Raw genomic sequence first — 14,682 nt, forward strand, 5'->3', positions numbered from 1 at the left:
GTCGCGTGCCTCTTCGTCCCTGTCGCCGGAAAACCGGCACACTCCTTGCTTTTTATGCCGGACGATAAACGGGTCGGTGGATGAGAAGTGTCAAGGAACAATATTGGCGTTATTCGCTCTTCGTCATCATTCTGGTATTGGGTGTGGTTATCTTCGCCGAACTGACGCCCTATATCGGCGGGCTGCTCGGCGCCATGACGATCTATGTGCTGCTCCGGCGGCAGATGCGCTATCTGACGGTTCGCCGCCGGTGGCGGCGCAGTCTGGCGGCGTCGGTGCTGCTGGTCGAAGCCATCGTCTGCTTCCTGATTCCGTTGAGCGGTATCGTGTGGATGTTCGTCGACAAGGTACAGGATTTCACGCTCGACCCCCAATCGCTGATCTCCTCGATCCGTCATGTCTCCGAACAGATCCGCCTGCGGATCGGTTACGATCTGTTGCAGGACAGCAACATCTCGTCGATGGTGGCCGTGATCACCCGATTCGGGCAGGCGTTTCTGCAAGGTATTTTCAGTTTCGGGGTCAATATCGTCATGCTGTTGTTCGTGCTCTATTTCATGCTGATCGGCGGTACCCGCATGGAGAATTATTGCCGGGCCATGCTTCCGTTCAATGCCACCGTCGCACGCAACGTGACGAACGAAATCTATATGATCGTCCGCTCGAATGCGATCGGCATTCCGCTGATCGCCGTGGTGCAGGGGTCGATCGCCTATGCGGGTTACCTCGTCTGCGGCGTTCCCAGCGCGTTGTTCTGGGGAGTCGTCACCTGCTTCGCCACCATTCTGCCCGTCGTCGGCACGGCGCTCGTCTGGGTTCCGCTCGCGGCTTATCTCGCGGTGGAGGGAAGTTGGGGCGCCGCCGTCGGGCTGATGGCCTACGGCGTGCTCGTCGTTACGCAGTCGGACAATGTGATCCGGTTCATTTTACAGAAGAGAATGGCCGACACGCATCCGCTCGTGACGATTCTCGGCGTGCTCATCGGCCTGCCGCTTTTCGGGTTCATGGGCGTTATCTTCGGCCCGCTGCTGCTGGCGATGTTCGTCTTCTTCGTCCATATCTTCAAGCGCAAATACCTCGACGGCGCGGAGACCGCGCGTCTGTTCGTTCCCGACAGGTAGCTCGCCCCGCAAACGGAATCGGGAGCCGACATTCGGCTCCCGATTCCGTTGTAAATGCATCCGAAAGGTTTATTCGCGGATGCAGCGCACCGAGTAGGCGTCGGCGCGGGCACCTCCGCCGGCGGGCGAGGTGGTAATCATCTCGTTGCCGGCCGTGTCCTTGATCTGGAACGAGAGCACCGAGTAGGCCCCGCCCCGGAACATGTCGCCGGGGTAGGGTGCGTTGCCCCAATAGGAACCCCACAAGCCGCTCATGCTGCCCATCAGCATGGCGTAGGAGCCGTCGAAGCGCGCCGCTGCGGGGAAGTAGGAAGATGCGCTGTCGCTCAGATTGAAAGTCCAGCCGTAGTCGTAGTCGGCGAGCGATTTCGCACCGTCGCCGCTGATGTCGGCGATATCGAAATCATCGATCACCCAAGCGTAGCCGCCCGATGCGGTGAAGTTGCGGAATACGTCGGCGGGCGGAACGCGCCATCCGACGGGACACGGGTCGTAGAAGGATTTGGCCCCCTTGTTGAGGAAGTCGTTCGTCTCGTTGCGTTCAGCGCCTTTGGGATTGCCCCACAGGGCGTCGTTGCTCATGTCGGCCTGCAACCAGTCGCGCGAGGTGTTGAATTGTGCATAGTTGGAGAGGCAGACCGTCGGATTGGCGATGGCGAAGGCGAGATTGTTGTCCGCTGTGCTCGACTGCGACGAGTTGGTGATTTTGATTTCGTTATCGTCGCCGTCGTAGATCGGCGCACCGACGGTGGCGGTCGTTCCGGTCAGCGTCGGTGCCGCGGGAAACGGATCTTTGCGGCCCCACTGGTAGAGCAGTCCGTAACTGCCGACGTCGCCTGCGGTGTTGTGCATCGCGCCGAGGTTCATGTTCATCACTTCGTATCCGGTTTTCGAATTCAGCCCCGCGACTTCGGCTTCGGGATACCAGATGTGCCAGCTCCACAGGATCGCTCCGTCCTTGACGGCGATCACGGCGTTGCCCGGTCCGGCGATCTTGAAGCTGATCCGGCCGTCGGCCAGCGTTACGCCCGATATCAGACCGGGTGCGCTCTGCCAGACGACTGCGGCGCTCGTGCCCGCGATGGCCGTGGGCGCATCGAGCCCCTCGGTCGTGGCGCCGTTGCCGCGCACGGTCGCGTCGAAACTGTAATTGCCGGCGGCGGTGACGAGGTAGCAGTTCGAAGTACCTTCCCGGCTCAGGTCGGTGTACTTTTCCTTGCCCGCTTCCTGCGATACCTGCAATTCGCGGCTGACGGAGCGTTCGCCCGATGTCGCGGTTACGGTCACGGTGGCGGCCGGCATCGCTTCCGGCGTCTCGTTCTTTACGGCCGATACCGTGAATTTACCTGCGGAGACCGCGACATTGCACCACTTCTGGTCGGAAACGGCGTTCCAGCTCTCCATGTTGGTCGTGACGGTGATCTCGACGCTTCCGCCTTCTGCCGGAAATACGATCGGGGCATCGGGCGCCAGCGTCAGTTCGGGATCGGGAAGTTGTTCGGGGGTGTCGTTGTCGGAGCATCCCGTCAGACATACGCTCAGTGCGCATATCGCCAACAGTAAAAATTTCTTCATACGCTTTTCGTTTTTGAGTTAGACACTATGTTCCCTCTCCGTTTTGTCGTCGGACAAACGGTCGAATCATTTCTGTTGCATGATCGGATGGGCAGCCGCCTTAACTAACCTTGGGGATAAAGATAGGGCGTTTCGTGCGAAAAAACAAGCGTTCGGATCGTTTTTTTCGCTTTTCCCCGTGTCGTTGTGCGTTGATGCGACGGAAGTTGCGGCAGCGGCAAATCCCGTCTTTTGGCAGGAGGATGGTTCGTGTATGTCGGGAAACGGATTTCTCCGGCTGTTGTTTCGCTCGGAAATACGACTGCATGGGAATGCCGGGAAAAGCCTCCCTTTGTCACCCGTGTCGCCAGCCGAGCGCACCCGCTTGCGGAGTGCCGAGGCGCCGCAACGGAAGCCGCGCGCAGCGCCGGCAAAGGGAGGTTTGGAGGGAATGTCGAAACGAGGATTTCTCCGGCTGTTGTTTCGCCCGGAAATACGACGGCATGGGGACGTCGGAAAAAAACCTCCCTTTGTCACCCGTGTCGCCAGCCGAGCGCACCCGCTTGCGGGATGCCGAGGCGCCGCAACGGAAGCCGCGCGCAGCGCCGGCAAAGGGAGGTTTGGAGGGAATGTCGAAACGAGGATTTCTCCGGCTGTTACTTCGCCCGGAAATACAACTGCATGGGGACGCCGAAAAAAAAGCCTCCCTTTGTCAAAGGGAGGTTTGGAGGGAATGTCGAAACGAGGATTTCTCCGGCTGTTACTTCGCTCGGAAATACAACTGCATGGGGACGCCGGAGAAATCCCACTGCTCGCGGATCTTGTTCTCCAAGAAGCGGCGGTAAGGCTCCTTGATATACTGCGGCAGGTTGACGAAGAAGGCGAACTGCGGCGTGGGCGTAGGCAGCTGCATGGCGTATTTGATACGGATGTATTTGCCTTTGGTCGAGGGCGGCGGCGTCTCCTCGATCACGGGCAGGATGTAGTCGTTGAACTCCGAGGTGGGGATACGGCGCTTGCGCGACTGGAAAACGCGCACGGCCGTCTGCAACACTTCCAGAATACGCTGTTTGTTCAGCACCGAAGTGAAGATGATCGGAATGTCGTTGAACGGGGCCAGTTTCTTCATCAGGAACTCGCGCCACTCCTTCATCGTGTTGTTCCCCTTCTCGATCAGGTCCCATTTGTTGACGACGATCACGCAGCCCTTGCGGTTGCGCACGATCAGGTTGTGGATGTTCAGGTCCTGCGATTCGAGTCCCTGCTCGGCGTCGAGCATCAGGACGCAGACATCGGAGTTCTCGATGGCGCGGATCGATCGCATGACGGAGTAGAATTCGAGGTCCTCGGTCACCTTGCCCTTCTTGCGCATACCGGCCGTGTCGACCAGATAGAAGTCCATGCCGAATTTGTTGTAGCGCGTGTGGATCGAGTCGCGCGTGGTGCCGGCCACAGGGGTCACGATATTGCGCTCGACACCCAGCAGGGCGTTGGTGAGCGACGATTTGCCCACATTGGGGCGGCCGACGATGGTGATGCGCGGCAGATCGTCCTCGTACTGCGCCGAGGTTTCGGCGGGCAGCGCCTCCAGGATGGCGTCCATCAGGTCGCCCGTGCCGCTTCCCGACATCGACGAGATGCAGTAGGGGTCGCCCAGCCCGAGCTTGTAGAACTCGTGCGAGGAGTAGATCTGATCGTAGTTGTCGACTTTGTTGCAGACCAGGATGACCTTCTTCGTGGTGCGGCGCAGGATGTCGGCCATGAGCGTGTCGAGGTCGGTGATGCCCGTCGACACCTCCACCAGAAAGAGGATCACGTCCGCCTCGTCGATGGCGAGCATCACCTGCCGGCGGATGTCGTCTTCGAAAATATCGTCCGAATTGACCGTATAACCGCCCGTGTCGATCACGGAAAACTCCTTGCCGTTCCAATCGGTTTTGCCGTAATGGCGGTCGCGGGTCGTGCCGGCCGTGGAGTCCACGATGGCCTGACGTTGTCCCACCAGACGGTTGAAGAGTGTGCTTTTGCCCACGTTGGGGCGACCGACTATCGCTACCAAACTCATAACGTTGAAGAATTTATCCAAAGGTTGCACAGCATTGCGGGGCATATTCCGTGCCGCATGGCGCGTGCATTTTTTCAGGCGGCAAAGGTACGATAATTCGATGAGGTATGAAAGTTTCGGAAGATTTTTCACGCTTATTTACGAAAAATCCCTATATTTGGCACTATAATATACTTCGCCATGACGTTCGGTCGCGGGGATTGCGCCTGCGACACGGAACGTCTGCGATAAGTGGAAATTCTTTTTTGTGACGATAATGAACAGACGCATTCTCACGGCGATCGCCCTGTTGCTGACGGCCTTTCCGGCCGCGGCGGCCGGGCCCCGGCTGGGCCTGCAAGCGCGGGCCGGTCTCAATGTCGCCGACTTCTCCGCATCGGCCGAGGGGTTGAATCTCTCGACCCGGCTGGGATTCCATGCGGCCGTGGCCGTGCCGCTTTCGTTCGGCGCCATCGGCGTACAGCCCGAACTGATGTACATGCGCAATACGTTGAAGGTGAACGGCCAGAAGGTCAAGATGTCCAATGTCGAACTGCCCGTGCTCTTCACGTTGCGCCTGCTGGGGCCCCTGAGCGTGTTCGTGGGCCCCGCGTTCGCGCTTTCGGACAGCAGTTATTACCGCATCGACGGCGAACGCCGCGAGTTCGGCAATGCGAAACCGACGCTCACCTACATGGCCGGTGCCGCCGTGCGGCTGAACCATCTGGTGCTCGACTGCCGTTTCAACGGTGCCTTCAACAAGACCGAAAACTATTTCGAGGGGGTCTATCCCCGCATCAAGTCCTACCAGCTGCTTTTCAGCGTAGGCTACGCATTCTGACGATGGGGGAGGAGATCAGCAAGGAGATCGCCGTCGACGGCGTCGACGTGCGCGAGTTGTACGGTGCGCAGAATGTCTACCTCGAACAGATCCGGGCGCTGCATCCGGCGCTCAAAATCGTAGCGCGCGGTTCGTCGCTCAAAGTGCTGGGCGCCAAGAGCGCGGCCGAGCGTTTCGAACGCCGCATGCAGGGATTGATCGACTATTACCTCAAATACGGCCATATCTCGCGCGAGGTGGTGGCGCAGGCGTTCGCCGCGTCGGGCCTTGCGGCGGACGAGGTTCCGGCCGATCAGGACGTGATCGTCTACGGCAACAACGGCACGGTGGTGCGGGCGCGCACGGTCAACCAGCAGCGGCTGGTGCGCCTGTACGACGCCGACGACCTGCTTTTCGCCGTCGGGCCGGCCGGCTCGGGCAAGACCTATACGGCCATTGCGCTGGCCGTGCGTGCGTTGCGCGAGAAGGTGGTGCGGCGGGTGATCCTCACGCGGCCGGCCGTCGAGGCGGGCGAGAAACTGGGCTTCCTGCCCGGCGACATGAAGGAGAAGCTCGACCCTTACCTGCAACCGCTCTACGACGCGCTCAACGACATGATTCCGCCCGCCAGGTTGCAGAAGTTCATGGAGGAGGGGACGATCCAGATCGCACCGCTGGCCTACATGCGCGGCCGGACGCTCGACAACGCCTTCGTCATCCTGGACGAGGCGCAGAATACCACGCTGCCGCAGATCAAGATGTTTCTCACGCGCATGGGGCGCAATGCCAAGTTCATCGTCACGGGCGACGTGACGCAGATCGACCTGCCGCGCCGGAGCGACAGCGGCCTTACGCGCGCCATCGGGATTCTGCGTGACGTGAAGGGGATCGGCGTCGTCGAATTCGACCGCCGCGACATCGTGCGGCACGAGCTGGTCAAACACATCGTCGAGGCTTTCGACCGCCACGGCGAGTCGGAGGCGCCGCCCGTTCGGACAGATCGTAAATCTTAAAACAAATATCCGATTATGAATACCGATTTAACCGCTTTGAAACCCGCACTCGTGTGGAAGCACTTCGCGGCGATGACGCAGATTCCGCGTCCGTCGTTCCATGAGGAGAAGATCCGCCGCTACGTGCTGGATGTGGCCCGCTCGCTGGGGTTGGAGTGCCGCGAGGATGCGGCGCACAACGTCTACGTGCGCAAACCCGCCTCGAAGGGCATGGAGAACCGTGCGGGGGTGATCCTGCAAGCGCATCTCGACATGGTGCCGCAGAAGAACAACGACAAGAAGTTCGACTTCCTGAAAGACCCGATCCGCGCCTACGTCGACGGCGACTGGGTGACGGCCGACGGTACGACGCTGGGGGCCGACAACGGTATCGGTGCGGCGGCGATTCTGGCCGTGTTGGAGGACGATACGTTGGAGCACGGTCCGCTGGAAGCGCTCTTTACCGCCACCGAGGAGACCGGCATGGCCGGTGCGTTCGGGCTGAAAAAGGGGTTGCTCAAAGGCGACATCCTGCTCAACCTCGACTCGGAGACCGAGGGCGAACTCTATGTCGGCTGCGCGGGCGGTCTGGATGCCAACATCCGCTTCCGCTCCGTGCCCGAACCGACTCCTGCACGCAACTACACGGCGGCGACCGTCGCGGTCAAGGGGTTGAAGGGCGGCCATTCGGGCATCCAGATCGTCTGCCAGCGCGCCAATGCCAACAAACTGCTCTTCCGCCTGCTGCGCCGCTGGACGGCCGCGCACGACCTGCTGCTCTGTTCGGTCGACGGCGGCGGTCTGCGCAACGCCATTCCGCGCGAGGCGACGGCCACGGTGCTGGTGCGCAGCAAGGAGTTCGAGGCGTTCCGGAAGGAGGTGCGTGCTTTCGAAAAACTCATGCGGGCCGAGTTCGCCGGCGTCGAGGAGGGGATTTCGATCAAAGCGGAGGCGTGCGAGCGTCCCGCCGAGATGATCTCCCGGGAGGTGCAGGACAAGCTGATCCGTGCCGTCGCGGCCTGTCCCGACGGTTTGCAGCGCATGTCGCCGGCGATGCCGGGGCTGGTGCAGACCTCGACCAATCTGGCGCGTGTCGTTTCGGACGGCCGCAGCGTGCAGCTGCAATGCCTGCTGCGCAGTTCGGTCAATTCCGAGAAGGAGGCGCTGGGCGACGCGATCGCCGCGGTGTTCGAACTGGCGGGCGCCAAGGTGGAGCTGACGGGCAGCTACGACGGCTGGAATCCCGACATGGACTCCCCGATCCTCAAAGCGATGACCGCCTCCTACGAGGCGCTCTACGGCAGCCGGCCGGCCGTCATGGCGATCCATGCGGGGCTGGAGTGCGGCGTGATCGGCGGCACCTATCCCAAATTGGACATGATCTCGTTCGGCCCCACGATCTGCTATCCCCATTCGCCCGACGAGCGGGTGGAGATCGCCTCGGTGGGCAAGTTCTATGAATTCCTGCTTCACACGTTGAAGCACATTCCCGTCCGGTAGCCGTGGTCGCTTCGTCGCCTCACGTCGAAGAGCATCAGTGGTTCGCCATCGTCAATCCCGTGGCCGGCAACGGCCGCGGGCTGGACGAGTTTCCGCGCATCTCGAAACTGCTGCGCGAGCAGCAGATCCACTGCGAGGCGGTGTTCAGCGAACACAAGTTCCACGCCGTCGAACTGACGGTCGAAGCCGTGCGGCGCGGCTACCGCCGCATCATCGCCGTCGGCGGCGATGGTACGCTGCACGAGGTGGTCAACGGGCTGTTCATCCAGCAGGTGGTGCCTCCGTCGGAGGTGCTGCTGGCGGTGATCGCCGTCGGGTCGGGCAACGACTGGATCCGCATGTTCGGTATTCCGCAGAACTGCGCCGACGCCATTCGCGCCATCCGCGAGGAGCATTCGTTCTTGCAGGACGTGGGCGTCGTATCGTACGAGGAGGCGAAATACCGCCAGAGCCGCTACATGGTCAACGTGGCGGGCGCAGGCTACGAAGCGCAGGTCGTGCGGTGCTTCAACCACCTCAAAAAGAAGGGGCGTCGCGGCCGCTGGCTCTACACATGGTCGGTCATCCGCTCCTTCTTCCGCTACAAACCCACGGGCACGAAGGTATGGGTCGACGGCAAACGGGTCTACAACGACCTGCTGCTCAGTATCGCGCTCGGTGTGGGCAAGTACAACGGCGGCGGTATCCAGCAATTGCCCGACGCCGTGGCCGACGACGGCATGTTCGACATCTCGCTGGTGCGCCCCATTCACTTCTGGCACATCATCTTCCGCTTCCACAAACTCTTCAACGGCAAGATCTACGAGATCCGCCACATCCTGCGCGAGCGGGGCGGCACGATCCGCATCGAGTCCTCGCCCGAAATCGAGGTCGAGCTCGACGGCGAACTGCTGGGGCATACGCCGCTCGAATTCACGATGCTGCGGCGCGCCATCCGCGTCGTGGTGTCGCGGGAGTTCCTCGAATCCATGGAGTAGCGGATGTCTCGTAAAACGGATACGGGCGACCTTCGAGGCCGCCCGTATCCGTATGAAGCCGCTATGTCCGGCGTCAGTTCGTTTCGATGACTTCGACCTCGGTGATCTCCCAGTCGAACAGATCGTTGGCGCATTGTCCTTCCAGTCGCTGCATGGTCGAGGTGTTGACCGTGTCGGCCATCACGGCGTTGACGAACTGGTCCAGCGTGACGAAGGTGCTGTTCACCTTGCCGGCCAGGCAGTTGTAGAAGGCGTGCAGCTGGTCGTGATCCAATCCTGCCGGAAGCATCTTCCGGGCCACGAGCTGCTCGTAGGGGAAGATGTGGCGCATGTTGCGGGCATCGGCCTGCAACTCCTCGACGACGGTCTCGACGATCACCAGCTGTACGGTGTCCTCCACGCCGGGCATCGTGACGAAGGTCGCATAGACGGGGTAGTCGCCTTCGAGGGCGGTGGCTACGTCGTCCGAGAAGAGGATGAACTCCGCATCGGTCAGGTCGTTGAGGTAGGCCATCTGGCGGTAGTCGCGCAGCATTTCGCGCATCTCCTTGCGCTGCTCGCGGTTCCACTTGCGTTGCTCGGAACAACCGAATCCGGCTGCAAGGATCAGCATTACCGGCAGATAGAGTAGGATTTTTTTCATGACGATTGAATTTTTTACGTTACGACGCGTAAAATCGCAACAGTTGTGCCAAAAAGAGTTATCTTCGCTTCTGCGTAAAAACTTGCGATCATGGATATTCTCGAATACCGCGATTACTGCCTTTCGCTGCCTTTCGTGGAGGAGAGCACGCCCTTCGACGAGACGACGCTCGTCTTCAAGGTCGGCGGACGCATGTTCACCTACGCCGGAATGGAGGATTTCCGGCGCCTGGCCGTCAAGTGCGATCCCGACGAAGCCGTCGGGCTGCGCGAGCGCTACGAGGGGGTCGAGGCGGCGTGGCACGGCAACAAACGCCACTGGAACGACCTCTACGTCGACCGCGATCTGAGCGACGCTTTCGTGCGCGAACAGATCCGCCGCTCCTATATGCTCGTCCTGCGGCATAACGTCACGCCCCGCACGCTGCGCGACGAGATGCTGGCGCATGTCGCCCGTCACGGCCTTCCCGAATAACCGGATATGGATTTCAACCGCTATATCTCGACCGGCGAGTTCGCCGCACTGGCGGATTGGTTCCGCAGCGACGGAGAGGTCGTGCATTATGCTGCGGGCGATCGTTTCGCGAGACAGGGATGCCGCAATCGCCATTGCGGAGTGGTCGGACGGGGCGCTTTCCGCTATGTGCACCTCGCCCGTTCGGGCGAGCGTCACGTGGTGGGGTATGCCTTTGCCGGAGAGTTCGTGGGCGATTATGTCGCGATGTGCGGCGATCGGCCGTCGCAGGTGAGCATCGAAGCGATGTGCGACTGCACGGTGTGGCGTGCGGACGACGATCGGCTCGAAGCTTTTTACCGGGCCGGTCCGGCGTGCGAACGGCTGGCGCGCCGGCTGGCCGAACGTCTGACCTGCGAACTTTACGAACGGATGTTGCAGCTTTATGCTTGTACGCCGCAGGAGCGTTACGAGACGCTGTTGCGGCGTTGTCCGGAGCTGCTGAACATCGTTGCGTTGAAGGAGCTGGCCTCCTATCTGCGCGTGCGGCCCGAAACGCTGAGTCGCATTCGCGGCCGCGTGCGGTGAGAAATTGATTCGGATCAAGCGTTTTTTCTCTTCGGATAGCTACTTTCGCCCCGATGAAAAGAGCGATCGTTATCGGCGCCACGTCGGGAATCGGACGCGGCCTGGCCGAAGAATTGGCGGCGCGGGGCTACCGCGTCGGACTCGTGGGGCGAAGGGAGGCGCTGTTGCGCGAAATCGCGGCGGCCGATCCGGCGGCGTACAGCTGTGCCGTCGCCGACGTTACGCAGCCGGATGCAGCGCTCGCTGCATTGGACGGTTTGGTCGCGGTGTTGGACGGTTTGGAGTTGTGCATCGTCGCGGCCGGTACGGGAGACCTGAATCCCGATCTCGACTTTACGGTCGAGGCGTCGGCGATCCGTACCAATATCTTGGGCTGGACGGCGGTCGTCGACTGGGCCTGCCGGTTGTTCGAGCGGCAGCGCGGCGGCCATCTGGTCGTCATCTCGTCGGTGGGAGGATTGCGCGGCAGCGGTGCCGCTCCGGCTTACAACGCCTCGAAAGCCTATCAGATCAACTATGCCGAGGGGTTGCGCCAGCGGGTCGCGAAGAGCGGACTGCCGGTCACGATCACCGACATACGGCCGGGGCTGGTCGATACGGCGATGGCCAAAGGCGAGGGGTTGTTCTGGGTGCAGCCGGTGGCGAAGACCGTCCGGCAGATTCTGCGTGCCGTCGAGAGGCGGCGTCACGTGGCTGTCGTCACGCGGCGCTGGCGCATCGCGGCGTGGCTGTTGCGGCATTTGCCCGAAAGCCTCTATCTGAAAATGTAGAAGGGAAAGTCGGGTACGGAGCGCTCCTCCCGATCGCGGAACGGTTTGCGGCGGGGCATGGCGGAAAGAGACGAAAGAGGGGCGTTCTACCGAACGCCCCTCTTTCGTCATTGCCCGATCCGCCTGAGCCAGCGCCGGTAGCCCGCGACGGCCAGTGCGGAGTAGAGCAGATACAATCCCGCCGTGAGGGGAATATCCTTGTAGAGATAGAGCCCCACCGTCACGACGTCCACGGCCAGCCACACGAGCCATTGCTCGACGTATTTGCGCGAAAGCATCCAATAGGCCATGATGCAGAGCGCCGTGGTGAGGCTGTCCCAGAACGGAACGGTGCTGTCCGTGAAACACACGAGCAACAGGTAGAGCAGCGCGTGGATCGCCGCATAGGCGGCGGCCATGCGGAACCACATGCGGGCCGGCGTGCGGGCGATGCGGCCGGTCTCGCGTTCGGCAGGCTTCGGCTTTTTCGCCCAGACGCAGAGTCCGTACAATCCGGCCAGGATGTAGTAGACCTGCATCGCGCAGTCGGCGTAAAGTCCCGATTTATAGTAGAGCGCACCGTGCACCAGCGGCATGACGAGCCCCACGATCCAGAGCCGGATGTCGGCGCGGTATTCCAGCCAGAGGTAGAGCAGGCCGAGCACGACGCCCGCGAGTTGCAGCGCGAGTTTCCAGTCCATCCGCTCAGAACTTTACGGTCACGTTGGCCAGCACGTTGAGCGGCGCCTGCGGGAAGTAGAGGGCTGTATGCTGCGAGGGAGAATCGCGGAACCAGGTGCTGTATCCGTAGCCGTTGTTCTCGTATTCGGCGTTGAAAAGGTTGTTGACCTGCAAGCCCAGCCGGATGCGCCGGGCGTTTCGCGTGCGGAAAGAGTACGACAGGTTGAGGTTCGTCACGCAGTAGGCGTCGAGCGACAGCGCGTCGTTCTCGTTGTTCGCGAAGTACTGCTCGCCGACATACTGCGTGTGGAAAGCCGCTTCGAATCCGCCGTAGTGGAAGTCGAGAATGAGGTTGGCGATCGTTTCGGGCGAGTAGGCGAGTTTCGTGGTGCCCAGCGCTACCGGCCCGTCGCTGATGACGTTCCAGTCCTCGTCGTTGTCGTAGACGGTGCGCAGTTCGGTGTAGTTCTCGATGCGGTTCTGCGAGAAGGTGGCGTTGGCCGATGCGGTGAACCATCCGGTGACCTTCCACGACGCCGACAGTTCGACGCCGCGGCGGTAGCTGTCGTCGACGTTGTCGTTGAGCGCATCGTAGCCGTCGTTGATCCGGCCCATCGGCACGAGCTGGTCCTTGTATTTCATGTAGTAGAGGTTCACGCCCAGCGAAAGCCGGGGAGCGGTGTAGGTGTATCCCAACTCCCAGTCGTAGAGCTTCTCCGACGAGGGGTAGGTGTAGTCGGCCGTGAACATGTAGCGGTCGGTGAAATCGCCGCGGGTCGGCTCCTTCTGTGCCACAGCGAACGAGAAGAAGAAGCTGTTGCGCTCGCCGAGACGGTAGCTCACGCCGGCGCGCGGGTTGAAGAAGTGGTAGGTCTTGTCCACGTCGATAGGCTGCATCGGCATCCCCTCCTGACCGATGTAGTTGTCGTTGGTTCCCCACGCTTCGTAACGGATGTAACGGTACTGGATGTCGGCGAAGAGCCGCAGCCCGTGCGCCGCCTGCCAGTTGGCGCGTGCGAAGAGGTTGGCGTCCTGCTTGTCGACGTCGTTGTCGTACCAGCGGCCGCCGATCGCCCCGGCGTCCATGCCGTCCACCCAGTCCAGCTCGCCCCAGTGCGGGCAGGTGTAGTAGCTCCACGAACCGCCGAAGTTGAGGTCGAGCGCACGCGAGGTGTAGGAGGCCGAGGCGTTGAGCCCGCCCAGGTGGTTGCGCATGATCTTCTCGCGGATCAGGTCGGCCTCCTGGATTTCGGTGTCGAGATTGACGTATTCCGCCAGTTCCGCGTCGTCCTTGTACTGCTTGTAGTAGCCGTAGCCGTAGGTATAGAAGGCCGTGGCGTTGAGCGCCCAACGGTTGTTGAAACGGTGGTTGAGGATGAGCTGGTTGTTGATTTGCAGATAGTTGTCCGTCTGGTCGTCGAAATAGCCGACGTGCGATCCGTCGGCCAGTACGTGCGGGCCGGCCGAGGTCTGGTACTGGCCGCTGTCGTGGTAGCGGCGGCCGTAGCGCTCCATGTCCTCCATTGTGACGCCGTTGTAGGTGAGGTAGGTTTTGGCCTTGCCGCCGAACGAGAGGAGTTTGACCATCGTCCGTCCGTTGTAGTAGCCGCCCTGGAACAGATAGGATTTCAGGTCGGTGGCGCCGCGGTCGATGTAACCGTCCGAGCCGATGTGCGTCAGCCGTGCGTCGACGGCCCAGTGGCCGCCCAGCAGCCCCGACGAGATGCCGACGGCCTGCTTGTTGGTGTTGTACGATCCGTAGCTGAGCGAGGCTTCGCCCGAAAATTCGGTCGAGAGCGCTCCGGTGGTCATGTTGACCGCGCCGCCGAAAGCGCCCGTGCCGTTGGTCGAGAGGCCTGCGCCGCGCTGCACCTGCATCGTTCCTACGGCCGAGATCAGGTCGGGCGTGTCGTACCAGTACATCGAGTGCGAGTCGGGATTGTTCATCGCCACGCCGTTGATCGTGACGTTGAGGCGCGTGGCGTCCGTGCCGCGCAGGCGGATCGACGTGCCGCCGATGCCGATGCCCGTTTCGTTGGTGGCGATCATCGAGGGGGTGAGCGCCAGCACGGTCGGAATATCCGTGCCGTAGCTGTTGCGGGCGATCGCGTCGTGCGAAAGATCGGTGTAGGCCACCGGCGTGCGGGGCGTGGCGCGCGTGGCGGTGACTTCGATCTGTTGGAGGCGGTACATGCGTACCGAATCGCTCTCCTGCGCGTGGGCGGCCACTGCGGCGACGCCCGTCAGAATGGGTAGTAAAAACCTTTTCATCGAACCTTTAATTTGAGGTTAAAGAACTGAAAAGGGGTATGCGGTGTTGATTATGCGTCCCGGTCTCGGCATTACCCGTATCCGGTTCAATGGGTATAATCTCAGCCTGGAAAGTAAGGCACCCCTTTGTGAATATCGGGGGCGAAGATAGTGTTTTTCGGCGAGAACGGAAAGGAAAAATGCGGATCTTTTCGCCTGACCACGGTAAAAACGCTCGTGCGAGGCCCTTCCTCCCTGCGTTTGCCTGCGGCGGCCGGGTCGACGCGGTTCGCGCCGGACGATGCCGGAT

General features: G+C 61.4%; 13 protein-coding genes. 8 read left to right on the top strand and 5 right to left on the bottom strand.

Annotated features, from left to right (window positions below):
• Positions 1 to 80 precede the first annotated feature (80 nt).
• On the top strand, positions 81 to 1,121 hold the full coding sequence (locus tag FMF02_RS10075; RefSeq protein WP_019129920.1) for an AI-2E family transporter: 1,041 nt from the start codon (positions 81 to 83) through the stop codon (positions 1,119 to 1,121).
• 69 nt (positions 1,122 to 1,190) lie between these two features.
• Here the strand turns inward: FMF02_RS10075 and FMF02_RS10080 are convergent, their stop codons facing one another.
• Positions 1,191 to 2,696 (bottom strand): BACON domain-containing protein, encoded by a 1,506-nt coding sequence (locus tag FMF02_RS10080; protein ID WP_141413050.1) that lies wholly within the window; start codon positions 2,694 to 2,696, stop codon positions 1,191 to 1,193.
• A gap of 739 nt (positions 2,697 to 3,435) precedes the next feature.
• Complete coding sequence (gene der, locus FMF02_RS10085) at positions 3,436 to 4,740, bottom strand: ribosome biogenesis GTPase Der (RefSeq protein ID WP_026074796.1); 1,305 nt, start codon at positions 4,738 to 4,740, stop codon at positions 3,436 to 3,438.
• A 256-nt stretch (positions 4,741 to 4,996) separates the two neighbouring features.
• On the opposite strand from der, the gene FMF02_RS10090 reads away from it, so the two are divergent.
• From FMF02_RS10090 to FMF02_RS10105, 4 genes are read left to right on the top strand one after another with little or no spacing between them, the layout of a single operon-like run.
• A complete protein-coding gene (locus tag FMF02_RS10090; RefSeq protein WP_019129917.1) occupies positions 4,997 to 5,560 on the top strand; it encodes an outer membrane beta-barrel protein in 564 nt (187 codons plus the stop codon).
• Between the two features lie 2 nt (positions 5,561 to 5,562).
• Complete coding sequence (locus FMF02_RS10095) at positions 5,563 to 6,552, top strand: PhoH family protein (RefSeq protein WP_141413051.1); 990 nt, start codon at positions 5,563 to 5,565, stop codon at positions 6,550 to 6,552.
• Between the two features lie 15 nt (positions 6,553 to 6,567).
• Positions 6,568 to 8,031 carry an aminoacyl-histidine dipeptidase gene (locus FMF02_RS10100; RefSeq protein WP_019129915.1) on the top strand — a complete coding sequence of 488 codons (1,464 nt, stop codon included), beginning with the start codon at positions 6,568 to 6,570 and terminating at the stop codon, positions 8,029 to 8,031.
• A 2-nt stretch (positions 8,032 to 8,033) separates the two neighbouring features.
• On the top strand, positions 8,034 to 9,008 hold the full coding sequence (locus FMF02_RS10105) for a diacylglycerol/lipid kinase family protein (protein WP_019129914.1): 975 nt from the start codon (positions 8,034 to 8,036) through the stop codon (positions 9,006 to 9,008).
• A 73-nt stretch (positions 9,009 to 9,081) separates the two neighbouring features.
• Here the strand turns inward: FMF02_RS10105 and FMF02_RS10110 are convergent, their stop codons facing one another.
• Entirely contained in the window at positions 9,082 to 9,651 is a 570-nt protein-coding gene (locus FMF02_RS10110) for a hypothetical protein (RefSeq protein WP_019129913.1), read from the bottom strand.
• Between the two features lie 90 nt (positions 9,652 to 9,741).
• Here FMF02_RS10110 and FMF02_RS10115 point away from each other — a divergent pair, with 90 nt between their 5' ends.
• From FMF02_RS10115 to FMF02_RS10125, 3 genes are read left to right on the top strand one after another with little or no spacing between them, the layout of a single operon-like run.
• On the top strand, positions 9,742 to 10,125 hold the full coding sequence (locus tag FMF02_RS10115) for an MmcQ/YjbR family DNA-binding protein (protein WP_019129912.1): 384 nt from the start codon (positions 9,742 to 9,744) through the stop codon (positions 10,123 to 10,125).
• Positions 10,126 to 10,131: 6 nt separating this feature from the next.
• Complete coding sequence (locus FMF02_RS10120) at positions 10,132 to 10,692, top strand: Crp/Fnr family transcriptional regulator (protein ID WP_141413052.1); 561 nt, start codon at positions 10,132 to 10,134, stop codon at positions 10,690 to 10,692.
• A 53-nt stretch (positions 10,693 to 10,745) separates the two neighbouring features.
• Entirely contained in the window at positions 10,746 to 11,462 is a 717-nt protein-coding gene (locus FMF02_RS10125) for an SDR family NAD(P)-dependent oxidoreductase (RefSeq protein WP_141413053.1), read from the top strand.
• A gap of 107 nt (positions 11,463 to 11,569) precedes the next feature.
• On the opposite strand, the gene pnuC is transcribed toward FMF02_RS10125, so the two are convergent.
• Positions 11,570 to 12,142, bottom strand: a complete 573-nt coding sequence (gene pnuC / locus FMF02_RS10130) for a nicotinamide riboside transporter PnuC (RefSeq protein ID WP_141413054.1) — start codon at positions 12,140 to 12,142, stop codon at positions 11,570 to 11,572.
• A gap of 4 nt (positions 12,143 to 12,146) precedes the next feature.
• Entirely contained in the window at positions 12,147 to 14,393 is a 2,247-nt protein-coding gene (locus FMF02_RS10135) for a TonB-dependent receptor (protein WP_162852316.1), read from the bottom strand.
• Positions 14,394 to 14,682 lie beyond the last annotated feature (289 nt).

The sequence above is a fragment of the Alistipes communis genome (assembly GCF_006542665.1).
In the GTDB taxonomy this organism is placed as follows: Bacteria; Bacteroidota; Bacteroidia; order Bacteroidales; family Rikenellaceae; genus Alistipes; species Alistipes communis.